The sequence below is a fragment of the Enterobacter sp. E1 genome (genome assembly GCF_016809815.1).
GTDB lineage: Bacteria > Pseudomonadota > Gammaproteobacteria > Enterobacterales > Enterobacteriaceae > Enterobacter > Enterobacter adelaidei.
Map to the genome: position 1 here is coordinate 422,307 of NZ_JAFBJM010000002.1, position 23,280 is coordinate 445,586.

Annotated in this window: 23 protein-coding genes; 9 read left to right on the forward strand and 14 right to left on the reverse strand. The window is 54.8% G+C overall.

The genetic code is table 11. The features are described 5' to 3' along the window. Window positions 1-38 precede the first annotated feature (38 nt). Window positions 39-1,034, forward strand: a complete 996-nt coding sequence (locus JGF26_RS08170; protein ID WP_028016171.1) for a bile acid:sodium symporter family protein — start codon at window positions 39-41, stop codon at window positions 1,032-1,034. On the opposite strand, the gene JGF26_RS08175 is transcribed toward JGF26_RS08170, so the two are convergent. The 3 genes from JGF26_RS08175 to zipA form a co-directional block, all read right to left on the reverse strand. Then, the gene (locus tag JGF26_RS08175) at window positions 1,031-1,246 is read right to left on the reverse strand and encodes a DUF3820 family protein (RefSeq protein WP_003861328.1); all 216 of its coding nucleotides are present in this window, start codon (window positions 1,244-1,246) and stop codon (window positions 1,031-1,033) included. The two genes, JGF26_RS08170 and JGF26_RS08175, sit on opposite strands and share 4 nt — an antisense overlap. 1 nt (window position 1,247) lies before the next feature. Then, on the reverse strand, window positions 1,248-3,263 hold the full coding sequence (ligA, locus tag JGF26_RS08180) for an NAD-dependent DNA ligase LigA (RefSeq protein WP_108090853.1): 2,016 nt from the start codon (window positions 3,261-3,263) through the stop codon (window positions 1,248-1,250). Between the two features lie 69 nt (window positions 3,264-3,332). Next, complete coding sequence (gene zipA, locus JGF26_RS08185; protein WP_028016169.1) at window positions 3,333-4,301, reverse strand: cell division protein ZipA; 969 nt, start codon at window positions 4,299-4,301, stop codon at window positions 3,333-3,335. A 230-nt stretch (window positions 4,302-4,531) separates the two neighbouring features. Here zipA and cysZ point away from each other — a divergent pair, with 230 nt between their 5' ends. The 5 genes from cysZ (at window position 4,532) to crr (ending at window position 9,325) form a co-directional block, all read left to right on the forward strand. Continuing rightward, window positions 4,532-5,293, forward strand: coding sequence for a sulfate transporter CysZ (gene cysZ / locus JGF26_RS08190; protein ID WP_134707693.1), 762 nt, complete (start codon window positions 4,532-4,534; stop codon window positions 5,291-5,293). Between the two features lie 163 nt (window positions 5,294-5,456). Beyond that, window positions 5,457-6,428 carry a cysteine synthase A gene (gene cysK / locus JGF26_RS08195; protein WP_014884739.1) on the forward strand — a complete coding sequence of 324 codons (972 nt, stop codon included), beginning with the start codon at window positions 5,457-5,459 and terminating at the stop codon, window positions 6,426-6,428. Between the two features lie 317 nt (window positions 6,429-6,745). Beyond that, window positions 6,746-7,003, forward strand: a complete 258-nt coding sequence (gene ptsH, locus JGF26_RS08200) for a phosphocarrier protein Hpr (protein ID WP_000487600.1) — start codon at window positions 6,746-6,748, stop codon at window positions 7,001-7,003. A gap of 44 nt (window positions 7,004-7,047) precedes the next feature. Then, the gene (gene ptsI, locus JGF26_RS08205) at window positions 7,048-8,775 is read left to right on the forward strand and encodes a phosphoenolpyruvate-protein phosphotransferase PtsI (RefSeq protein WP_028016167.1); all 1,728 of its coding nucleotides are present in this window, start codon (window positions 7,048-7,050) and stop codon (window positions 8,773-8,775) included. Between the two features lie 40 nt (window positions 8,776-8,815). After that, complete coding sequence (gene crr, locus JGF26_RS08210) at window positions 8,816-9,325, forward strand: PTS glucose transporter subunit IIA (RefSeq protein WP_003861316.1); 510 nt, start codon at window positions 8,816-8,818, stop codon at window positions 9,323-9,325. A 44-nt stretch (window positions 9,326-9,369) separates the two neighbouring features. Here the strand turns inward: crr and pdxK are convergent, their stop codons facing one another. From pdxK to JGF26_RS08260, 10 genes are all read right to left on the reverse strand, one after another. Further along, on the reverse strand, window positions 9,370-10,206 hold the full coding sequence (pdxK, locus tag JGF26_RS08215; RefSeq protein ID WP_134707692.1) for a pyridoxine/pyridoxal/pyridoxamine kinase: 837 nt from the start codon (window positions 10,204-10,206) through the stop codon (window positions 9,370-9,372). 5 nt (window positions 10,207-10,211) lie between these two features. After that, window positions 10,212-11,123: a cysteine synthase CysM gene (gene cysM, locus JGF26_RS08220; RefSeq protein ID WP_134707691.1), complete on the reverse strand. Its 912-nt coding sequence runs from the start codon at window positions 11,121-11,123 to the stop codon at window positions 10,212-10,214. 117 nt (window positions 11,124-11,240) lie between these two features. Next, window positions 11,241-12,335: a sulfate/thiosulfate ABC transporter ATP-binding protein CysA gene (gene cysA, locus JGF26_RS08225; RefSeq protein ID WP_028016164.1), complete on the reverse strand. Its 1,095-nt coding sequence runs from the start codon at window positions 12,333-12,335 to the stop codon at window positions 11,241-11,243. Beyond that, entirely contained in the window at window positions 12,325-13,200 is an 876-nt protein-coding gene (cysW, locus tag JGF26_RS08230) for a sulfate/thiosulfate ABC transporter permease CysW (RefSeq protein WP_028016163.1), read from the reverse strand. Before cysW ends, cysA begins: the two co-directional genes overlap by 11 nt. Beyond that, entirely contained in the window at window positions 13,200-14,033 is an 834-nt protein-coding gene (gene cysT, locus JGF26_RS08235) for a sulfate/thiosulfate ABC transporter permease CysT (RefSeq protein ID WP_028016162.1), read from the reverse strand. The genes cysW and cysT overlap by 1 nt, the downstream gene beginning before the upstream one ends. Continuing rightward, window positions 14,033-15,046: a sulfate ABC transporter substrate-binding protein gene (locus JGF26_RS08240; protein ID WP_134707690.1), complete on the reverse strand. Its 1,014-nt coding sequence runs from the start codon at window positions 15,044-15,046 to the stop codon at window positions 14,033-14,035. The genes cysT and JGF26_RS08240 overlap by 1 nt, the downstream gene beginning before the upstream one ends. A 176-nt stretch (window positions 15,047-15,222) precedes the next feature. Further along, the gene (locus tag JGF26_RS08245; protein WP_028016160.1) at window positions 15,223-16,122 is read right to left on the reverse strand and encodes a Dyp-type peroxidase; all 900 of its coding nucleotides are present in this window, start codon (window positions 16,120-16,122) and stop codon (window positions 15,223-15,225) included. Window positions 16,123-16,214: 92 nt separating this feature from the next. After that, entirely contained in the window at window positions 16,215-16,790 is a 576-nt protein-coding gene (locus JGF26_RS08250; protein WP_108090857.1) for an RpoE-regulated lipoprotein, read from the reverse strand. A 63-nt stretch (window positions 16,791-16,853) separates the two neighbouring features. After that, window positions 16,854-17,303 carry a DUF2919 domain-containing protein gene (locus tag JGF26_RS08255; RefSeq protein ID WP_028016158.1) on the reverse strand — a complete coding sequence of 150 codons (450 nt, stop codon included), beginning with the start codon at window positions 17,301-17,303 and terminating at the stop codon, window positions 16,854-16,856. After that, a complete protein-coding gene (locus tag JGF26_RS08260) occupies window positions 17,290-17,715 on the reverse strand; it encodes a GNAT family acetyltransferase (protein ID WP_023308738.1) in 426 nt (141 codons plus the stop codon). Before JGF26_RS08260 ends, JGF26_RS08255 begins: the two co-directional genes overlap by 14 nt. A gap of 212 nt (window positions 17,716-17,927) precedes the next feature. Between JGF26_RS08260 and amiA the strand changes: the two genes are divergently transcribed. Both amiA and hemF read left to right on the forward strand, forming a co-directional pair. After that, window positions 17,928-18,803 (forward strand): N-acetylmuramoyl-L-alanine amidase AmiA, encoded by an 876-nt coding sequence (amiA, locus tag JGF26_RS08265; protein WP_023308739.1) that lies wholly within the window; start codon window positions 17,928-17,930, stop codon window positions 18,801-18,803. Continuing rightward, a complete protein-coding gene (gene hemF / locus JGF26_RS08270; protein WP_134707689.1) occupies window positions 18,803-19,702 on the forward strand; it encodes an oxygen-dependent coproporphyrinogen oxidase in 900 nt (299 codons plus the stop codon). The genes amiA and hemF overlap by 1 nt, the downstream gene beginning before the upstream one ends. A 47-nt stretch (window positions 19,703-19,749) precedes the next feature. On the opposite strand, the gene maeB is transcribed toward hemF, so the two are convergent. Further along, complete coding sequence (gene maeB, locus JGF26_RS08275; RefSeq protein ID WP_129324033.1) at window positions 19,750-22,029, reverse strand: NADP-dependent oxaloacetate-decarboxylating malate dehydrogenase; 2,280 nt, start codon at window positions 22,027-22,029, stop codon at window positions 19,750-19,752. A gap of 289 nt (window positions 22,030-22,318) precedes the next feature. Between maeB and tal the strand changes: the two genes are divergently transcribed. After that, a complete protein-coding gene (gene tal, locus JGF26_RS08280) occupies window positions 22,319-23,269 on the forward strand; it encodes a transaldolase (protein WP_028016155.1) in 951 nt (316 codons plus the stop codon). Window positions 23,270-23,280: the final 11 nt, after the last annotated feature.

Genomic DNA, 23,280 nt, shown 5'->3' on the forward strand with positions numbered 1-23,280 from the left:
AAAAAGCACAATAGCGACATCTGTTTTCAGGAGTCATTATGAAACTATTTCGTATTGTTGATCCGTTTACGCTTACCCTGGTTGCTACCGTTTTACTGGCCTCTTTCTTCCCCGCTCGCGGGGGATTTGTTCCGTTTTTTGAGGGGCTAACGACGGCCGCCATCGCACTGCTGTTCTTTATGCACGGCGCAAAACTCTCCCGCGAGGCCATTATCGCTGGTGGTAGCCACTGGCGACTACACCTCTGGGTGATGTGCAGCACGTTCATTCTGTTCCCAATACTCGGCGTGCTGTTTGCGTGGTGGGCTCCGGTTAACGTCGACCCGGCGCTTTACACCGGTTTCCTGTATCTGTGCATTCTGCCAGCCACCGTGCAGTCCGCCATTGCCTTCACCTCGCTGGCAGGCGGTAACGTCGCGGCCGCAGTCTGTTCGGCGTCGGCATCCAGCCTGTTAGGGATTTTCGTCTCCCCATTGCTGGTGGGTTTGCTGATGAACATGCACGGCGCGGAAGGTAACCTTGAGCAGGTGGGTAAAATCTGTCTGCAGCTGCTGCTGCCGTTTGTCCTGGGGCATCTCTCGCGTCCGTGGACGGGCGCGTTTGTGGCAAAGCACAAAAAATGGATCTCAAAAACCGATCAGTCGTCAATTCTGCTGGTGGTCTATTCCGCTTTCAGTGAAGCGGTGGTAAATGGAATTTGGCATAAGGTCGGCGCAGGCTCACTGCTGTTTATCGTGGTGGTCAGCCTCGTCCTGCTGGCGATTGTAATTGCGGTTAACGTCTTTGTGGCACGCAAGTGCGGCTTCAACAAAGCGGATGAAATTACGATTGTGTTCTGCGGTTCGAAAAAGAGCCTGGCGAACGGTATCCCGATGGCCAACATTCTGTTCCCGACCTCGGTGATTGGGATGATGGTGCTGCCGCTGATGATTTTCCATCAGATCCAGCTTATGGTCTGCGCGGTGCTGGCGCGTCGTTACAAGCGCCAGACTGAAAAACTGGCGCAGGAAGAGACCCGCGCCGCTAAAGCTTAAGGGCGTTTCAGGGGCTGAACCAGCTGGGTCAGCCCCTCAGTTTTGATCAGTAACGTGATAGCCATCAACTCACCCAGCCGCCCTGCCGGGAATTCATCCTTACGGGCAAACCACAGCAGATACTCTTCCGGCAAATCGATCAGCCTGCGGCCTTTATATTTACCGAACGGCATCTCGGTGTTGGCGATCTCAACGAGTTGCTCTTTCTCCACGTTATTCTCCTAGCAGACGCATCATTTCCGCTTCGTCGATCACCGCAATGCCGAGCTCCTGGGCTTTCGCCAGCTTCGAACCCGCCGCCTCTCCGGCAATCACCAAATCGGTTTTCTTCGACACGCTGCCCGCCACTTTGGCCCCCAGCGCCACCAGACGCGCTTTCGCATCGTCACGTGAAAGCTGGCTCAGGCTGCCGGTCAGCACCACCGTTTTACCGGCGAACGGACTGTCGATCTCTTCGGCATTAACCACCACCGGTGCGGGCCATTTGATACCCTCTTCCAGCAGCTTACCGATGACTTCACGGTTGCTCTCTTCAGCAAAGAAGTTAAAGACGTGAGTGGCGACAACAATCCCGACATCCGGGACTTTCTGCAACTCGTCGATGCTCGCTTTTTCCAGCGCATCCAGCGTACCAAAGTACGCCGCTAGCCCCGCTGCAGTCGCTTCTCCGACTTCGCGAATACCCAGCGCGTAGAGGAAGCGTGCAAAGGTCGTCTCTTTAGCGGCTTCCAGCGCATTGACAACATTCTGCGCTGACTTAGGCCCCATGCGATCAAGCCCCGTCAGTTTACCCGCAGTCAGTTTGAAAAGATCTGCTGGCGTATGGACGTACTCTTTCTCAACCAGCTGATCGATAATCTTGTCGCCCATGCCGTCAACGTCCATCGCCCTACGGGACACAAAGTGTTTCAGAGATTCTTTACGCTGCGCACCACAGATTAAGCCACCCGTACAGCGCGCCACCGCTTCACCTTCAACACGTTCAACGTCCGAGCCGCATACCGGGCAATGGGTCGGGAAAATAATCTCGCGCGTATCATCAGGACGTTCTGACTCAACAACGTTAACCACCTGTGGAATAACATCGCCCGCGCGGCGAATGACCACTTTGTCGCCAATACGCAGACCAAGACGCTCAATTTCATCGGCGTTATGCAGCGTGGCGTTACTCACCAGCACGCCCGCCACCTGCACCGGCTCCAGACGGGCGACCGGGGTAATGGCTCCCGTACGTCCCACCTGGAACTCCACGTCGCGGACAAAGGTCATCTGCTCCTGAGCAGGAAACTTAAACGCCACCGCCCAGCGCGGAGCACGCGCAACAAAGCCCAACTGCTCCTGAAGCGCTAATGAGTTAACCTTAATGACAACGCCATCAATATCAAAGCCGAGCGTTGGACGGTCCTCTTCCACCTTGTGGTAGAAGGCCAGTACTGCTTCCGGGGAGTCGCAAAGCTGAACACGGTTGCTCACCGGCAGGCCCCACGCTTTAAACTGCAGCAGACGTCCGAGGTGCGTATCCGGTAGCTCGCCCCCCTCCAGAATCCCTACGCCGTAGCAGAAGAAAGTAAGCGGTCGCTTCGCGGTGATGCGTGGATCAAGCTGGCGCAGAGAGCCTGCCGCCGCATTACGCGGGTTAGCAAACACTTTCCCACCAGTGCGGCGCGCTTCGTCGTTGATTTTCTCGAAGCCCGCCTGGGGCAGGAACACTTCACCGCGCACTTCCAGACGCGCGGGAATGTTCTCACCCTGCAGTTTCAGCGGGATCGCGCGGATAGTGCGCACGTTGGTGGTGATGTCTTCCCCGGTGGTACCATCACCACGAGTTGCCGCACGCACCAGCACGCCGTTTTCGTAAAGAAGGCTGACCGCAAGGCCGTCCAGCTTCAGCTCACAGCACCAGGTAAGGGTATCGCTACTTTTAAGACGATCCTGCACACGCTTATTAAACGCGAGAAAACTCTCTTCATCGAAGACGTTGTCCAGCGACAGCATCGGCACTTCATGACGCACCTGGCTGAAAGCCCCCAGCGGCTCAGCGCCGACGCGTTGGGTGGGTGAATCGGGTGTGATGAGTTCCGGATGCTGCGCCTCTAATTCGCGGAGCTCGCGCATCAGACGGTCATACTCCGCATCCGGTAATTCCGGCGCGTCCATAACATGATAGAGATATTCATGATGGCGAAGCGTGGTTCGCAGTTCAGTGAGTTGTTGTTCGATTGAGTCCATATCGCACCATCAATGAGAAAAAACCCCCGACATGCGGGGGTTGAGGAGGAGTCGAAGTAAACGCGACGATTACGCGTTGGCTTCCTTAACTTCGCGGATGCGGTCCTGATACTCGCGCAGCTTCTGCGGGGTCATCATTCGACGCTGATCGTCGAGCACCACACCACCCACTTCATCAGCGATGTGCTGAGCGGATTGCAGCATCAGCTTAAAGTTCTGCAGTTCGTCACCATAGGACGGCACCTGCATAAAGATTGTGACACCCGGCGTCACGAAATCACCGGTCATTTCCGGGTCAAAGGTGCCAGGATTGACCATATTGGCCAGGCTGAACAGCGCCGGGCCGCTACCGTCTGGGCTCAGGTGGCGATGGAAAATATTCATGTCGCCAAACTTGAAGCCTGCCTGCTGAATACTGTTAAGCAGCACGTCACCGTTGAGATGGCTGCCGTGATGTGCGGCAACGTTCATGATGATCACCGCTTCTTTGCGCTGCGGTTTTTCAACAACCGGTTCTGGCTCGACGACGGGCTCTGGCTCAACATGCGGGGCCGGAGCGGGCTGCGGCGCAGGCTGCACATGCACAGGCTGCTGCGGTTGTTGTACCGGTTGCACTGGCTGTTGCACAGGTTGCTGTTGAACCGGCTGAGGTGCAGCAGGCTGCTGATGGACAGGCTGTTGCGGCGGCTGGCGCACCGGCTCTTCCACAGGCTGCGGCGCTGGCTGGCGCGGCTGTGCGGAAGCATACGGCGGTTGATACTGGTGCTGCGCAGTACGGGTCGCTTCATGCTCCCCATGAGCCGCGCCGGGGGCAGTATTGACCCGATGAACACGAACTTCACCCACGCCGTCGTCGTCGCTTCCATCGATGTCATCTTCACTGTCATCGTCGTCACGACTGGACTTCATGCGCTTCAGTGGGCGATCGCGAAACATCGAGGAACGCTCTTTACGGCTGGTCCAGAAACCATGTACCAGTAAAGCGATTATGGCGATCGCGCCAACAATGATTAATATCAGACGCAAATCCTGCATCATTATATTCTCTGTTGTTCTAACACCTTGCCACCACGGCAAACATTTACTCACTAAGAGTATTTGCCGTTTACGTCAAGTGCAAGTGTGTGCAGAGCATTCACAGCATAAAGATGAAGGAAATCGTGCTTTTTGCTGGTTTTTCGAACATTTCCTAACTGGTCATTGGTCCGTAAGTGGATAATATAGGCGGGCAATTCCACTGGTTGTGAAAAAAGGAGTACAGCCTGGTTATGGTTTCAACATCTTCTTCCCCCCCTCGCAGCGGCGTCTGGTATTTTTCTCAGGGCTGGAAACTGGTCTCATTGCCGGGTATTCGACGCTTCGTCATCCTGCCTCTGTTGATCAACATTATTCTGATGGGCGGTGCGTTCTGGTGGCTGTTCACAAAGCTGGAAAGCTGGATCCCCTCGCTGATGAGCCATGTTCCTGAGTGGCTGCAGTGGCTGAACTACCTGCTCTGGCCGGTTGTGGTCATCTCGGTGCTGCTGGTATTCGGTTACTTCTTTTCAACGATCGCGAACTGGATAGCCGCGCCCTTTAACGGCCTGCTGGCGGAACAGCTGGAGGCACGGCTTACCGGCGCAACGCCACCGGACACGGGCGTGCTGGGGATCATGAAAGACATTCCACGCATCATGAAGCGCGAGTGTCAGAAATTTGCCTGGTACCTGCCCCGTGCGGTTGTACTGCTTATCCTCTATTTCGTGCCCGGTATCGGTCAAACGGTGGCTCCGGTGCTGTGGTTCCTGTTTAGCGCATGGATGCTGGCGATCCAGTACTGCGACTATCCGTTCGATAACCACAAAGTACCGTTTAAAGCGATGCGCACAGCCCTGCGTACCCAGAAGGTTGCCAATATGCAATTTGGCGCACTGACCAGCCTGTTCACGATGATTCCGTTCCTCAATCTTTTCATCATGCCCGTTGCGGTGTGTGGCGCGACGGCAATGTGGGTTGACTGCTACCGTGCTAAGCACGCGTTATGGAAGTAATGCAAAAATGTGTAAACAAGGGGTGGCTTATGCCGCCCCTTATTCCATACTGATCCCCATTATTTCCTTGCAGTATATAGATATGCGAATTCCTTACTTCCCCCTACCTGCTCAACAGGTATGCTGGGACGGTATCCCAATTTCATACAGTTAAGGACAGGCCATGAGTAAGATTTATGAAGACAACTCGCTGACTATCGGTCATACGCCCCTGGTTCGACTGAACCGTATCGGTAATGGACGCATTCTGGCGAAGGTCGAATCACGTAACCCGAGCTTCAGCGTAAAATGCCGTATTGGTGCAAACATGATTTGGGATGCTGAAAAACGTGGCGTACTGAAACCAGGCGTTGAGCTGGTGGAACCAACCAGCGGCAACACCGGTATTGCCCTGGCCTATGTTGCTGCAGCGCGTGGCTACAAACTGACGCTGACCATGCCAGAAACCATGAGTATCGAACGTCGCAAGCTGCTCAAAGCGCTGGGGGCAAACCTGGTACTGACCGAAGGCGCGAAAGGCATGAAAGGTGCCATTCAGAAAGCCGAAGAGATTGTTGCCAGCGATCCGGCGAAATATCTTCTGCTTCAGCAGTTTAGCAACCCGGCCAACCCTGAAATTCACGAAAAAACCACCGGCCCGGAAATCTGGGAAGATACCGACGGTCAGGTTGACGTGTTTATCTCCGGCGTGGGTACCGGCGGTACGCTGACTGGTGTGTCACGCTATATTAAAGGCACGAAAGGTAAAAAAGATCTGATTACTGTTGCCGTTGAACCGACCGACTCACCGGTTATCACTCAGGCACTGGCGGGTGAAGAGCTCAAGCCAGGTCCACACAAAATTCAGGGCATTGGTGCCGGCTTCATTCCGGGTAACCTGGACCTGAAGCTTATCGATAAAGTGGTCACTATCACTAACGAAGAAGCCATCTCTACCGCGCGTCGTTTGATGGATGAAGAAGGCATTCTGGCGGGTATCTCTTCCGGTGCGGCTGTTGCGGCAGCGCTCAAACTTCAGGAAGACGAAGCCTTTACCAACAAGAATATTGTGGTTATCCTTCCATCCTCGGGTGAGCGTTACTTAAGCACTGCACTGTTTGCCGATCTCTTCACTGAGAAAGAACTGCAACAGTGATGCCAGCATGTTAAAAACGCGTAAAAAAGCACCTTTTCGGGTGCTTTTTTGTGGCCTGCTTCAAAGTTTTACCCCTCCTGGCATTGATTCACCCCGTTGGGTCTGGTATTTAAACCAGCAATTATTTTGATGCGTGAAATTAATCAGTGAATGAAATAGCCTTGCTGAATCGATTTTATGATTTGGTTCAAGTCTTGCTTTCGCTGCATAATGTTTAATGACGATCGAAACGTCAGCGCTAACAATACAGGCTAAAGTTCAGTCGCCAGGCTAGACTTTAGTTCCACAACACTAAACCTATAAGTTGGGGAAATACAATGTTCCAGCAAGAAGTTACCATTACCGCTCCGAACGGTCTGCACACCCGCCCTGCTGCTCAGTTTGTTAAAGAAGCGAAAGGCTTCACTTCTGAAATCACTGTGACTTCCAACGGCAAAAGCGCTAGCGCAAAAAGCCTGTTCAAACTGCAGACTCTGGGCCTGACTCAGGGCACTGTTGTCACCATCTCTGCAGAAGGTGAAGACGAGCAGAAAGCAGTTGAGCATCTGGTAAAACTGATGGCTGAGCTCGAGTAAGTTTCCGGGTTCTTTTAAATATCAGTCACAAGTAAGGTAGGGTTATGATTTCAGGCATTTTAGCATCCCCGGGTATCGCTTTCGGCAAAGCACTGCTGCTGAAAGAAGACGAGATCGTCATTGACCGGAAAAAAATTTCTGCCGACAAGGTTGATCAGGAAGTTGAACGTTTTCTGAGCGGTCGTGCCAAGGCATCTGCGCAACTGGAAGCAATCAAAACTAAAGCTGGCGAAACTTTCGGTGAAGAAAAAGAAGCCATCTTCGAAGGGCACATCATGCTGCTCGAAGATGAGGAGCTGGAGCAGGAAATCATAGCCCTGATTAAAGATAAAGGCATGACAGCCGACGCGGCTGCACATGAAGTTATCGAAGGTCAGGCGACTGCCCTGGAAGAACTGGATGACGAATACCTGAAAGAGCGTGCGGCTGACGTACGTGACATCGGTAAGCGCCTGCTGCGCAACATCCTGGGTCTGGCCATCATCGATCTGAGCGCAATTCAGGATGAAGTTATTCTGGTTGCTGCCGACCTGACCCCGTCAGAAACCGCTCAGTTGAACCTGAAAAAGGTTCTCGGTTTCATCACCGACGCAGGCGGCCGTACTTCCCACACCTCAATCATGGCGCGTTCTCTGGAACTGCCAGCCATCGTGGGCACCGGTAGCGTCACCTCTCAGGTGAAAAACGGCGACTATCTGATTCTGGATGCCGTAAACAATCTGGTTTACGTCAACCCAACGAATGAAGAGATCGAAAAACTGCGCGCGGTTCAGGAGCAAGTTGCGACTGAAAAAGCGGAACTCGCTAAGCTGAAAGACCTGCCAGCAATCACCCTGGACGGTCATCAGGTAGAAGTGTGCGCAAACATCGGTACCGTACGTGACGTTGATGGCGCTGAGCGCAACGGTGCGGAAGGTGTCGGTCTCTATCGTACAGAATTCCTGTTCATGGACCGTGACGCGCTGCCTACTGAAGAAGAGCAGTTTGCTGCATACAAAGCAGTGGCTGAAGCCTGTGGCTCTCAGGCGGTTATCGTCCGTACCATGGACATCGGTGGCGACAAAGAGCTGCCGTACATGAACTTCCCGAAAGAAGAGAACCCGTTCCTGGGCTGGCGTGCAGTACGTATCGCGATGGATCGTAAAGAGATCCTGCGCGATCAGGTTCGTGCCATCCTGCGTGCGTCTGCTTTCGGTAAACTGCGCATCATGTTCCCGATGATCATCTCTGTTGAAGAAGTGCGTGCACTGAAGAAAGAGATCGAAATCTACAAACAGGAACTGCGTGACGAAGGTAAAGCATTTGACGAGTCAATCGAGATCGGCGTGATGGTGGAAACACCGGCTGCGGCGACAATTGCGCGTCATTTAGCCAAAGAAGTTGATTTCTTTAGTATCGGTACCAATGATTTAACGCAGTACACCCTGGCAGTTGACCGTGGTAATGATATGATTTCACATCTCTACCAGCCAATGTCACCGTCCGTACTGACGCTTATTAAGCAAGTTATTGATGCTTCTCATGCAGAAGGTAAATGGACTGGCATGTGTGGTGAGCTTGCAGGCGACGAACGTGCTACACTTCTGTTGCTGGGTATGGGTCTGGACGAATTCTCTATGAGCGCCATTTCCATCCCGCGCATTAAGAAGATTATCCGTAACACGAACTTCGAAGATGCGAAGGTGTTAGCAGAGCAGGCTCTTGCTCAACCGACAACGGACGAGTTAATGACGCTGGTTAACAAGTTCATTGAAGAAAAAACAATCTGCTAATCCACGAGATGCGGCCCAATTTACTGCTTAGGAGAAGATCATGGGTTTGTTCGATAAACTGAAATCTCTGGTTTCTGATGATAAGAAAGACTCCGGAACTATTGAGATTGTTGCTCCGCTCTCCGGCGAGATCGTCAACATCGAAGACGTGCCGGATGTAGTGTTTGCTGAGAAAATCGTTGGTGATGGCATTGCTATCAAACCAACTGGCAACAAAATGGTTGCTCCAGTTGACGGCACCATCGGTAAAATTTTTGAAACCAACCATGCGTTCTCTATCGAATCTGATAGCGGTATCGAACTGTTCGTTCACTTCGGTATCGACACCGTTGAACTGAAAGGCGAAGGCTTCAAACGTATCGCGGAAGAAGGCCAGCGTGTTAAAGTTGGCGACCCAGTGATTGAATTCGATCTGCCACTGCTGGAAGAAAAAGCCAAGTCTACCCTGACTCCGGTTGTTATCTCCAACATGGACGAAATCAAAGAACTGATCAAACTGTCTGGCAGCGTCACCGTGGGTGAAACCCCGGTTATCCGCATCAAGAAGTAATTTTTGCCGCACAGAAAAATGGCGCCTTCGGGCGCCATTTTTGTTTATGCGGGCAGAATAAGCTCGTCGTAACCTTTCGACTGCGTGTACATCATCACATCTGTCACCCGATCGCCGGCCATGCGAATGGCATCGGCAACGGTTTTACCCTCAACAATCCCGCTTACCAGCTCTGAACAAAACAGATCGCCCGTCCCTTTCAGGTCCGTTTCAACACGCGGGTGTGCGCTGACGGTCACGCCTTCATTCGTCACCAGCACCACGTGAATGTTTTGCGGGTCGTCAGCGACCGGCGCACTGGTGATCGCCACCCATTTCAGGCTGTCGGAGAGCAATCCCTGTGCCGCCGCGATGGCGCTTTCTGGCGTACGGCACGGCTTGCCGCTTAACACTTCCAGCTCATAGACGTTTGGTGTGATCCCCTGCGCCAGCGGCAGCAGGTGCTCCCGATACGCTTGCGGGATCTCGGGCTTCACGTACATCCCGCTGTCGATATCGCCGATGACCGGGTCGACCAGCACCAGCAGGTCCGGGTGCCGTACTTTGATGACCCTGAGCCATTGTCCGAGCAATTTAATCTGGCTGGCGCTACCCATATAGCCAGTAGTCACCGCCTTCAGCTCACGAAGGATGTCGCGCTCTTCCAGCGCTTTCAGATAACCGCTGAACCACTCATCCGGGATCACGCCGCCGTAGAAGGTGTCATAGTGCGGCGTGTTGCTAAACAACACCGTCGGTACGGCGGTGACGCTCAGCTGATGGGTACGAATATTCGGTACCGCAATGCTGTTCCCCACGCTGCCATATACCACCTGCGACTGCACCGCGACAATATCGGTTTGTTGCGCCCGGGTGTTATCCCGGAAAAGAATCATCTCCATGATGCTTAAATCCCTGCCCCCTGCGAATAACTCTCTTCACCAAAGACGCCGGTAGACAGATAACGATCGCCGCGATCGCAGATTATTGCCACGACCACTGCACCCGGGTTTTCCTTTGCAACCCGAATCGCACCCGCTACCGCGCCGCCCGAACTGACGCCACAGAAGATACCTTCACGGACGGCCAGCTCGCGCATGGTATTTTCCGCCTCGCGCTGATGAATATCCAGCACCTGGTCCACAAGCTGCGCATTAAAGATCCCGGGCATGTATTCCGCAGGCCAGCGGCGAATGCCCGGAATGCTGCTCCCCTCTTCCGGCTGCAGACCAACGATAGTGACGGCTTTTTCCTGCTCGCGCAGAAAACGCGATACGCCGGTAATGGTGCCCGTGGTGCCCATGCTGGAGACAAAATGGGTGATCCGTCCTTCAGTTTGCTGCCAGATTTCCGGGCCGGTGGTGGTGTAGTGCGCGTACGGGTTATCCGGGTTGTTGAACTGATCGAGCAACTTGCCTTCACCGCGTTCAGCCATCTCCAGCGCTAAGTCACGCGCCCCTTCCATCCCCTGCTCTTTGGTCACCAGAATCAGTTCCGCACCGTAAGCTCGCATGGCGGCGCGGCGCTCCTGACTCATATTGTCCGGCATCAGCAGCTTCATGCGGTAGCCTTTCAGCGCCGCAATCATTGCCAGCGCGATACCGGTGTTGCCGCTGGTCGCCTCAATCAGCACGTCACCGGGCTTAATTTCTCCGCGTTTTTCGGCCTGGACAATCATCGACAGCGCCGCGCGGTCTTTCACCGATCCCGCCGGGTTATTGCCTTCGAGTTTGACCCAGATTTCGCTGCCGTTGGCACACCCCATACGCTGAAGCTTGACCAGAGGGGTGTTGCCGATGGTGTGTTCGAGTGTATTCACGATTTTTACTCAATAAAAAAGCCGGGGGCGCGCAGCGATCCCGGCCTACAAGACACAGTGATAACTGTAGGCCCGGTCAGCACAGCGCCACCGGGCGATAAACATCCTACTAACCTATCAGGCTGACTCCGCCAGAGCAATATCCTCGCGCGTCTCAATACGTTCCTTCCCGTGATAAATACGCGCATGCTGCAGACCGACAAACAGGCGTTCTCCCCGGTGCGGTGGCTCCTCATCGCGCATGACCACGGTCAGCGGCTCGGTATACCAGCCCAGCGGTTGTACCACCAGTTGGGTGTAGTGCCCTTTAGGGCTCGCTTCCAGCACCTGCACCGGCAGCGGTGAGTCAAGGCTGGTGCGACGGCTCACATCCACTTCCCACGGACGCAGGAACAGGTCGACCGGCCCCTGATGCGCAGAGGTATATCCCAGCGGCCAGCGGTGCGCGCCCACGTGGAACTGACCGCCGCGAATGGTACCCTGAAGACGGTTTACCTCGCCCATAAACTCCAGCACGAAGCGGGTCGCCGGTTCACGCCAGAGCTGCTCCGGCTCGTCAACCTGCTCAATATTACCCTGGCTCATGACCACCACACGGTCCGCGACTTCCATCGCCTCTTCCTGATCGTGGGTCACGAAGACGCTGGTAAATTTAAGCTCTTCATGAAGCTGACGCAGCCAGCGACGCAGCTCTTTTCGCACCTGCGCATCCAGCGCACCGAACGGCTCATCCAACAGAAGAATTTGCGGCTCAACGGCCAGCGCACGTGCCAGTGCAACGCGCTGCTTCTGACCACCGGACAGCTGGGCCGGGAAACGGTCCGCAAGATGGGCCAACTGCACCATCTCCAGCAGTTTGGTCACTTTCGCTTTAATGGTTGCCGCATCCGGGCGCTCGCGACGCGGCAGCACGGTCAGGCCAAATGCGATGTTATCGAATACGGTCATGTGGCGGAACAACGCGTAGTGCTGGAACACAAAACCTACCTTACGGTCGCGGGCGTGCAGGCGGCTCACGTCGGTACCGTGGAAGCGGATATGCCCGCTGGTCTGATGCTCAAGCCCGGCGATAATACGCAGCAGCGTGGTTTTACCCGAACCAGACGGCCCCAGCAGCGCCACCATTTGTCCGGAAGGGATATCCAGCGAGATATCATTCAGCACCTGGGTGCGACCAAAAGACTTCTTAATATTGGCAATCTCAATGCTCATGATTTCCCTCCTGATGCTGACGTTTTTCCTGATTTTCTAAACGCCACTGCACCACACTCTTCAAAAACAGGGTCAAAATAGCCATCAGCGTCAGCAACGCTGCGGCAGTAAACGAACCGATGGTGTTGTAGTCCTGCTGCAGCAGCTCAATCTGTAGCGGCAGCGACAGCGTTTCACCGCGAATAGAACCGGAGACGACGGAAACGGCGCCGAACTCACCAATCGCGCGGGCGTTGGTCAGCACCACGCCGTAAAGCAGCGCCCAGCGGATATTCGGTAGCGTCACGCGACGGAACATCTGCCAGCCTGACGCGCCCAGCAGCACCGCCGCTTCGTCTTCGTTGCTCCCCTGGCTCAACATCACCGGCACCAGTTCACGCACCACAAACGGACAGGTCACGAAGATGGTGACCAGCACCATGCCCGGCCAGGCGAACATGATCTGCAGGTTATGCTCATCCAGCCAGCCGCCCAACGGGCCGTTGGAGCCGTAAAAGAGCAGGTACACCAGACCCGCCACCACCGGCGACACGGCGAAAGGAATGTCCAGCAGGGTCAACAGCAGCTGACGTCCCGGGAAGTTAAAGCGCGTCACCAGCCACGCCAGCAGGGTACCGAACACGAGGTTCACCGGCACGGTGATCAGGGCAATCAGCACGGTCAGCCAGATGGCGTGCAGCATATCCGGGTTCGCCAGGTTTTCCAGTGCGGGCATCAGGCCCTTACTGAACGCCTGAACGAAAATATAAATCGTCGGCACGACGAGAATGAGGGCGGAAACCAGCACCCCCGCCCCAATCAGAAACCATTTACCCCAGTTGATGCGGGGTGCATCGTATCGCTTCAATTGCGTAACTTCCGCCATCAGTGACCTACCACACGTCGACCAAAGCGACTTTGCAGAGTGTTAATCGAGTACAGCAGCAGCAGCGAGGCCGCCAGGATAACCGAGGCAATAGCGCTCGCCGCCGGATAATCAAACTCCTGCAAACGGATGAAAATCATCAGCGAGGTGACTTCTGTTTTCCAGGCAATGTTCCCGGCGATAAAAATCACCGCGCCGAACTCACCGAGGCTGCGGGTAAACGACAGCGCGACACCCGCCATCAGCGCCGGAGACAGCTCCGGCAGAACCACCTTGCGGAAGCTCTGCCAGCGCGTGGCGCCCAGCGTTTCCGCCGCTTCTTCGTATTCCGGACCTAACTCTTCCAGTACCGGCTGCACGGTACGCACCACAAACGGGATGCTGGTAAAGGCCATCGCCACTGCGATACCGAGCCAGGTGTAGGTCACTTTGATGTCAAATTTCGCCAGCCACTCGCCGTACAGCCCGTTCACGGAGAAGAGCGACGCGAGGGTTAAGCCCGCCACCGCTGTCGGCAGCGCAAACGGTAAATCCATTAACGCGTCGAGCAACGTACGGCCCGGAAAACGGTAGCGGGTTAAGATCCACGCCATCAGCAGGCCAAACACGCCGTTAAAAATGGAGGCGACAAATGCCGACAGCAACGTCACTTTATAGGCCGCTACCACTTGCGGGTTGGTGACCACGTCCCAGTACTGCGCCCAGCTCATCTGAGCAAGCTGCATTACCAGCGCGCTGAGCGGTAACAGCAAAATCAGACAGACGAACAGCAGGCTGGTCCCGAGGCTTAAGGTAAAGCCAGGCAGCACACGTCTGGAGGAAACTGCAAACATTACTTACGCTCCGCCGCCAGCAATTTATCTAACTCACCGCCGCTGGCAAAATGCGTTTTCATCACATCAGGCCAGGAGCCAAAATGGTCTTCCACGCGGAACAGTTCGGTCTGCGGGAATTTATCTTTCAGTTTGTTCATCACATCCGGGTTATTCACGCGGTAGTAATAATCAGTGATAACGGTCTGCGCCTGAGGGCTGTACAGGTAGTTGAGATAGGCTTTTGCCGCTTTCTCGGTACCGTTCGCCTGCACGTTTTTATCCACCCACGCCACCGGGAACTCGGCCAGGATGTTGGTTTTCGGGATAACGACCTCGAAGCCCTGCGCTTCATACTGTTTACGGATGTTATTCACTTCCGATTCAAAGCTGATCAGCACATCGCCGAGACCGCGTTCTGCGAAGGTCGTGGTCGCTCCGCGTCCGCCGGTATCAAACACTTCGACGTTTTTCAGGAACTGGGTCATGAACTGCTCGGTTTTCGCTTTATCGTTACCGTCAGCCTTGTCTGCCGCGCCCCACGCGGCTAAATAGGTATAGCGAGCGTTACCGGAGGTTTTCGGGTTCGGGAAGATCAGCTTCACGTCAGAACGCACCAGGTCGCTCCAGTCGTGAATATTTTTCGGGTTGCCCTTGCGCACCAGGAAGCCCATGGTGGAGTAGAACGGCGAGCTGTTGTTCGGCAAACGGCTCTGCCAGTCCGCCGGGATCAGCTTGCCCTTGTCGTGCAGGATCTGCACGTCAGTCACCTGGTTGTAGGTCACCACATCCGCTTTCAGCCCCTGGAGGATCGCCAGCGCCTGCTTGGACGAACCGGCGTGAGACTGCTTGATGGTCAGCTTATCGCCATTGTTTTCTTTCGCCCACTGCTGTTCAAACGGTGGATTAAGGGCGGCAAACAGCTCGCGTGAGACATCGTATGAGCTGTTAAGCAACTCAGTCGACTGCGCCTGTGCCACCAGCAGTAAACCTGCCAGCGCCAGAGTTCCTTTTTTCATTACAGTAACGACCATTGCGCACCCTTATAAATGTGATGACTATCTTATAGTCATAATATTTATAACGAGGACGAAAGGAGTAACGGTTTTATATACCGTTTGGTGATTTAGAAGCAGAAAAGGGAATAAGGGTGCGGGAGAAATTGCCGGGTGGCGCTAACGCTTACCCGGCCTACGCGTGGAGAGCGGTTTTACAGCGCCAGCAGACGCTCAACGGACGGCGCGAAGTAGTAGCCGCCGGTCACCGGTTTGGTGAAACGCAGCATGGCGTCACGCTTGCCGTCGGTATCGCCGAACATGCTCAGCAGCTGCTGCTCAATATTATGCAGGCGCGCGCAGTACGCGCAGAAGTAAAGGCCGTGTGTGCCGCTTGCCGTGCCATACGGCAGGCTCTGGCGAACAATTTTCAGGCCTTTGCCATCTTCTTTGAGGTCAACGCGGGTCAGGTGAGAGGTAGCAGGACGCTCGTCGCCGTCAATCTCTTCGTTGGCTTCTTTGGTACGGCCGATCATCATCTCCTGGTCGTGCACGCTCATGCGGTTAAGCTGCTTGAGGTTGTGCTCCCAGCGCTGGACGAACACATAGCTGCCGCCCGCATCCACACCGTCTTTGATCACCGCGACGTCACGACGCGTCTCTTCACCTGCCGGGTTTTCAGTACCGTCGACAAAACCGCTCAGATCGCGCTCTTCCACCCAACGGAAGCCATGAACTTCTTCCTGAACCTCAATGCTGTCGCCAAACGCCGCGACCGCCGCCTGGGCAACCGAGAAATTCACATCATGACGTAAAGAGAGAATGTGGATCAGCACGTCGTATTGTGTCGCTGGCGCAAGACCTTTGCCGTAAGGGATAAAGTCCTTCAGCTCCTCAGCCCCTTCGCCACCGCTCAACTGACGCCATACGTTGTTGCCAAAGGCGACAACGGCACCGAGGTGGGCATCCGGGAATTTGGCCTGGAAGGTAGTCAGTTTATCGACGAATACTTTACTGGCCGCACGCAGGGCATCCACGTCCCCTTTAACATTGGCTTCAATCCAAATCGCCGCGCGGCAGTGTTCTGGCAAAATGCCACTCTGAACCTGAGACATCGCTCCTCCTGAAATAAAGATGCCACGTCAGCGTGGCATTGATGGCGGCTATTATACCCTGATTTCAGCGAGGCTGTTTGTTCCGGCGCAAATTACTGCTTCCAGAGTATTTTGCTCACTTTCCAGCTCTTCAGCGTGTCGTCAGACGGCATCAATCCTTCCGGACCGCTCCAGGTACCAGTGAAGACGTAACTGATGTGCTGGCTACCCTCAGCTTTACATTCCACAGCCACGCCATCGTCAGAAGAGGCGTTTGCACAGTTGCCGAAGGCCTGTTTATAGAGATCGCTAAACGGTGTACCGACCTTCACCCCACTTGCCGTGGGAATAGCGTCATCCAGCACCGCAATGCGGTTCACCGTGCCTTTATCACCGTTAATCACCAGCGCCAGCTTGTCGCCCTTCAGCGCTTCGTAATAGCGAACAATATTGCCATTCTCCGTTTTCATGCCGCTGCGCAGGCGGTAATCGCTGCTGAGCGCATCCTGAATAGCATTCTGGTCCAGCGCCGTTGCGGCGGTAATTTTTCCTACGCCCTGCTCGGTCACTTCCGTTGATGAGCCAAACCAGTTCCACGGATACGCAGCGGACCAGTTAATGGATGAGAGCGTTGAACACCCGGTTAACGCCAGCGGGAGAGCGCATAAAAGTAAACGCAGCGATTTCATTGAAACGTCCTTACTTGTTAAATCAACGCTTGTTGGAGTGCGACATCGGCAAAAAGTGCCGTATTAATCATCCTGATGCGTAAAACAGGCGCGAAGACGCGGGTTGGTCAGCAGCCACAGCAGCGCCACAATATCGGCAACTACCAGCGCAACGCCGATACCCGTAAGCGGTTCACCGTACCACCAGAGTACCGGTTGCCAGCAGAGCAGCACGATCTGGGCAAAGATCAATAGCCAGCGAAGCGCGCGCCACAAACGAGGGAGCGTATGCCGTCGTCCGCTGCACAAAAAAGCCACTACCGCTGGTACGCCCGGCAGTAAGCCAAGCCAGAACGCATCGTGATCGGGGTAAAAAAGGTTTAGCAGCGTGTCGCCCTGCCCGCGCGACGCGCCGGCCATCACAAACAGCACCCAGGTGCGGGCCTGGAGCAGCAGAACGCACCAGAATAAAAAGGGCAGCCTGACGCGACCCTGCGCGTCATAATCTGCCGGATGAATCTCAGTACTCTTCATCTTCGATCAGACGTTTTCCTAAACTCAATACGTCAGAATGCTCATAGCCCAGACGCTCATACATGCCCAGTACGACGTCATTATCTTCCCGCACCATGATCTGAATTTTCGGGCAACCGCGGGCAATGAGCTTTTTCTCAAGACGATTAAGCAATGCATTGGCGATGCCACGACCACGGTACTCAGGGTGCACGCCCAGATAATAGGCCGACCCGCGATGACCGTCGTAACCGCCCATTACCGTCCCCACCACCTCGCCGTTCACTTCCGCGACCAGAAACAGACTGACATCGTGATTCACCTTCCGCTCGATATCCATTTCCGGATCGTTCCACGGACGCAGCAGATCGCAGCGCTCCCAAAGGGTGATCACCTCTTCGAAATCTTCCTGGCGAAAAACGCGTATCTCCATGGTATTAACCGCCTTTTCGGGTTTAAAAACAGTGATTATGGCGTGAACCTCTCGTTTAGCCAATAACCGGGGAAAATCTCACCAAAATTTGGCATAATGTCACTTTGTCACGTATTGAAATGAAAAGTAAAACAATTGCCAATAAGGACTGTCGTAACGCTAATCACGATACGATATAACACCAGGACTCCAATTTTTACAATTCAGGCCGCATGAGCACATTCAAACCATTAAAAGCACTCACATCGCGTCGTCAGGTTCTCAAAGCGGGGCTGGCGGCCTTAACGTTAACGGGCATCGCAAAGCAGGCTCAGGCAAAAGACGAGAGCACGCTCAAAACCAGTAACGGACACAGTAAACCGAAAACCAAAAAGCCGGGCGCGAAGCGTCTGGTGATGCTTGATCCGGGCCATGGCGGGATTGATACCGGCGCCATCGGCAAAAACGGTTCGAAAGAAAAACACGTCGTGCTCGCGATTGCAAAAAATGTGCGCGCGATTTTACGCAGTAACGGCATTGACGCACGCCTGACGCGTTCCGGTGACACCTTCATTCCTCTGTATGACCGCGTGGAGATCGCCCATCAGCACGGTGCGGATCTGTTTATGTCGATTCACGCCGACGGCTTTACCAACCCTTCTGCGGCAGGTGCCTCGGTGTTTGCGCTTTCCAACCGTGGTGCCAGTAGCGCCATGGCGAAATATCTCTCCGATCGCGAAAACCGGGCAGATGAAGTCGCCGGAAAGAAAGCCACCGATAAAGACCACCTGCTACAGCAGGTGCTGTTCGACCTGGTGCAGACCGATACGATCAAAAACAGCCTGACGCTCGGCTCGCATATTCTGAAGAAGATTAAGCCGGTGCATCGTCTGCACAGTAAAGGCACCGAGCAGGCGGCGTTCGTGGTGCTGAAATCACCGTCCATCCCGTCCGTGCTGGTGGAAACCTCCTTCATTACCAACCCGGAAGAAGAGCGACTCCTCGGTACCACGGCGTTTCGTCAGAAGATCGCCAACGCCATCGCCTCCGGCATTATTAGCTACTTCAACTGGTTTGATAACCAAAAAGCGCACTCCAGGAAACGTTGATGAAACCCGATGCTCAACTGGTCAAAACCTTCCTGCTACAGCTGCAGGATGAGATTTGCCAGAAACTGGCCGCCGCAGACGGCGGTGAATTTCAGGAAGATAACTGGCAGCGCGAGGCCGGTGGCGGCGGGCGCAGTCGGGTGCTGCGTAACGGCGGCATCTTTGAACAGGCGGGCGTCAATTTCTCCCACGTTCACGGCGACGCGATGCCCGCATCTGCGACCGCGCACCGTCCTGAACTGGCAGGCCGCAGTTTTGAAGCGATGGGCGTCTCGCTGGTGGTGCATCCACACAACCCGTTTGTGCCCACCAGCCACGCCAATGTGCGCTTTTTCATTGCGGAAAAACCAGGGGCCGATCCGGTCTGGTGGTTTGGCGGCGGTTTCGACCTCACGCCCTACTACGGCTTCGAAGAGGACGCCGTGCACTGGCACACCACCGCGCGATACCTTTGTCTGCCGTTTGGCGAAGACGTCTACCCGAAATTTAAAAAGTGGTGCGATGAGTACTTTTATCTGAAGCACCGCGACGAGCAGCGCGGCATTGGCGGGCTGTTCTTTGACGATTTAAACACACCTGATTTTGATACCGCGTTCAGCTTTATGCGCGCCGTGGGCGAAGGCTATACCGACGCCTATCTGCCGATTGTCGAGCGCCGTAAAAATACCGACTATGGCGTGCGCGAACGCGAGTTCCAGCTCTATCGTCGCGGGCGCTACGTGGAATTCAACCTGGTGTGGGATCGCGGGACGCTGTTCGGCCTGCAGACCGGCGGGCGCACGGAGTCGATTCTGATGTCGATGCCGCCGCTGGTGCGCTGGGAGTACTGCTACGAACCAAAAGAAGGCAGCCCGGAGGCTGCCTTGCGTGAGTTTATTCAGGTTCGGGACTGGGTGTAGCCCTTATCCCCTCTCCCTTTGGGAGAGGGTTAGGGTGAGGGTAAAAATTACAGCGGCTGCGTCTGCGCCTCAACCACCGCCAGCGCCACCATATTCACGATACGACGCACGGAGGCAATCGGTGTTAACACATGCACCGGTTTCGCCACCCCCATCAGTACTGGCCCTACGGTCACCCCTTCAGAGCTGGAGACGCGTAGCAGGTTGTAGCTGATACGCGCCGCCTCAACGTTCGGCATAATCAATATGTTCGCCGATCCTTTCAGCGGACTGTCCGGCATACGTTCGTTACGGATGCTCTCCACCAGCGCGGCATCGCCGTGCATTTCGCCGTCAATCATCAGCTCCGGTGCACGCTCGCGCACCAGCTCCAGCGTCTGACGCATTTTGCAGGCCGCCGCAGATTTGGACGAACCAAAGTTAGAGTGCGACAGCAGTGCCACCTTCGGCTCAATACCAAAGCGACGCACGGTTTCCGCCGCCATCACGGTGATTTCCGCCAGTTCATCCGGGGTTGGGTCATCGTTAACGTAAGTATCGGCAATAAAGGTGTTGCCGCTTGGCAGCAGCAGCGCATTCATCGCCCCGGCGGTATGAACGCCATCGCGATAGCCGAAGATCTCCTGCACCACGCTGAAGTGTTCGTGGTAGTCACCAATGGTACCGCAGATCAACGCATCGGCTTCACCACGATGGACCATGATCGCGCCGATCACCGTCGTGTTGCTGATCACCGCTTTCTGCGCCTGTTCCTGGGTGATCCCGCGACGTTTCATGATCGCGTAGTATTCGCTCCAGTACTCTTTGAAGCGCGGATCGGATTCGTTGTTAACGATCTCGAAGTCGACGCCCGGCTTAATCTGCAGGCCCAGCTTTTGAATGCGCATCTCAATCACGCTCGGACGACCAATCAGGATCGGCTTCGCCAGGCCTAAGGTGATCAACTCCTGGGTGGCGTGCAGCACGCGAGCCTCTTCCCCTTCCGCCAGCACCACGCGCTTCGCGTCGGCGCGCGCCTGAGAGAAGATCGGCTTCATGAACAGGTTGGTTTTGTAGACAAACTCGGTGAGTTTATCGACGTAGGCATCGAAATCCTGAATCGGGCGCGTCGCCACGCCAGAATCCATCGCCGCTTTAGCTACCGCTGGGGCAATTTTAACAATCAGACGCGGGTCGAACGGTTTTGGAATGATGTAATCCGGGCCAAAGCTCAGATCCTGGTCGCCATAGGCGGAGGCAACCACTTCACTTTGCTCGGCGTGCGCCAGCTCCGCGATAGCGTGAACCGCGGCAAGCTTCATCTCTTCGTTGATCGCCGTCGCGCCGACATCCAGCGCCCCACGGAAGATGAACGGGAAGCAGAGCACGTTGTTGACCTGATTAGGGTAGTCGGAACGGCCGGTACAGATGATGGCGTCTTCACGCACCGCTTTTGCCAGAGGCGGCAAAATTTCCGGTTCCGGGTTAGCCAGCGCGAGGATCATTGGCGCGCGCGCCATCTTCTTCACCATCTCCTGGGTCAGCACTTTCGGGCCTGAACAGCCGAGGAAGATATCCGCGCCATCAATGACATCCTCCAGCGTGCGTTTACCATCGTCCTCAACCGCATACGCCGCTTTGGTTTCCGCCATGTTTGGCTCGCGGCCTTTGTAGATAACGCCTTTGGAATCACAGACCACAATGTTGTGCTTCTGCATACCCAGCGCCACCAGCAGGTTCATACAGGCGATGGCCGCAGCTCCCGCACCGGAAACGACCATACGCACGTCAGAGAGATTTTTCTCAACCACGCGCAGGCCGTTCAGAATCGCAGCGGTACTGATAATCGCAGTACCGTGCTGGTCATCATGGAACACGGGAATGTTCATACGCTCGCGCAGTTTCTGCTCGATATAGAAACATTCCGGCGCTTTGATGTCTTCCAGGTTGATACCGCCGAAGGTCGGCTCCAGCGCAGCCACCACGTTGATGAATTTATCGGGATCGAGTTCATCCACCTCGATATCAAATACGTCGATACCGGCGAATTTCTTGAAAAGAACACCCTTCCCTTCCATCACGGGTTTACCCGCCAGCGCACCAATGTTGCCAAGACCTAATACCGCCGTGCCGTTAGAGATAACGGCAACAAGGTTGCCACGCGCGGTATATTTGTAGGCAGCCAGCGGATCTTTTTCGATTTCCAGACACGGTGCAGCAACGCCTGGCGAATAGGCCAGCGCCAGATCGCGCTGCGTTGCCAGTGGCTTCGTGGGGGAAACCTGGATTTTACCCGGGACAGGGAACTCGTGAAAATCGAGGGCACTCTGTTTTAACTGCTCATCCATCTTCTTTTTCCTTTCACGTATCGGTCAAAAGGGTGACGTAAGCGATCCTGTTGCACACCCTGGTGTGCCGCCTAGTATCGCCGCAGGCCGCCACATAAACTTTGAAGGCTGCCAAACTCTCACCATCACACATTAAAAATTGTTATCAATTTATAACAGCCATGTTACCCGTCTCAAAAGCAATGCCTCCCCCGTCTGCTATGCTTTTTTGTTAAGTCCATCATGATTTTTCCAAAAGTGTGAACTAACGCACTCATCTAACTCTTTTATTTTCAAGGAGTAATTATTTATGAATCAGTTAGACGGCATCAAACAATTCACCACCGTGGTTGCAGACAGCGGCGATATCGAGTCGATTCGCCACTATCAGCCGGAGGATGCGACCACTAACCCGTCGCTACTGCTTAAAGCCGCCGGGCTTGCGCATTTTAGTCATCTGATTGATGACGCCATTGCCTACGGTAAACAGCGCGGGAAAACCCAGGAGCAGCAGGTCACCGAAGCCAGCGACAAGCTGGCCGTTAATTTTGGTGCAGAAATTCTGAAAAGCATCCCCGGACGCGTCTCGACCGAAGTCGACGCCCGCCTCTCTTTCGATAAAGAAAAGAGTATTCACAAGGCTCGCCGTCTGGTTGAACTCTACCAGGAACAGGGGATCGATAAATCTCGCATCCTGATCAAACTGGCGTCGACGTGGGAAGGCATTCGTGCGGCGGAAGTGCTGGAAAAAGAGGGTATCCACTGCAACCTGACGCTGCTGTTCTCGTTTGCTCAGGCACGCGCCTGTGCCGAAGCGGGGGTGTTCCTCGTCTCGCCATTTGTCGGACGCATCTACGACTGGTATCAGGCAAAACAGCCGATGGATCCGTACGTGGTCGATGAGGATCCGGGCGTGAAATCGGTTCGTAATATCTATGATTACTTTAAACAGCACCGCTACGACACTATCGTGATGGGTGCCAGCTTCCGCCGTACCGAGCAGATCCTCGCCCTGGCAGGCTGCGACCGCCTGACCATTTCCCCTAATCTGCTCAAAGAGCTGCAGGACAAAGATGAGACGGTTATCCGCAAGCTGGTGCCCACCTCTACCGTCCTGCCAAAACCGAAAGCCATGACCGAAGCCGAGTTCCGCTGGGAACATAATCAGGACGCCATGGCCGTAGAAAAACTGGCGGAAGGTATCCGCCTGTTCGCCGTCGATCAGCGCAAACTTGAAGACCTTCTCGCCGCCAAACTTTAACCTTGCCACGG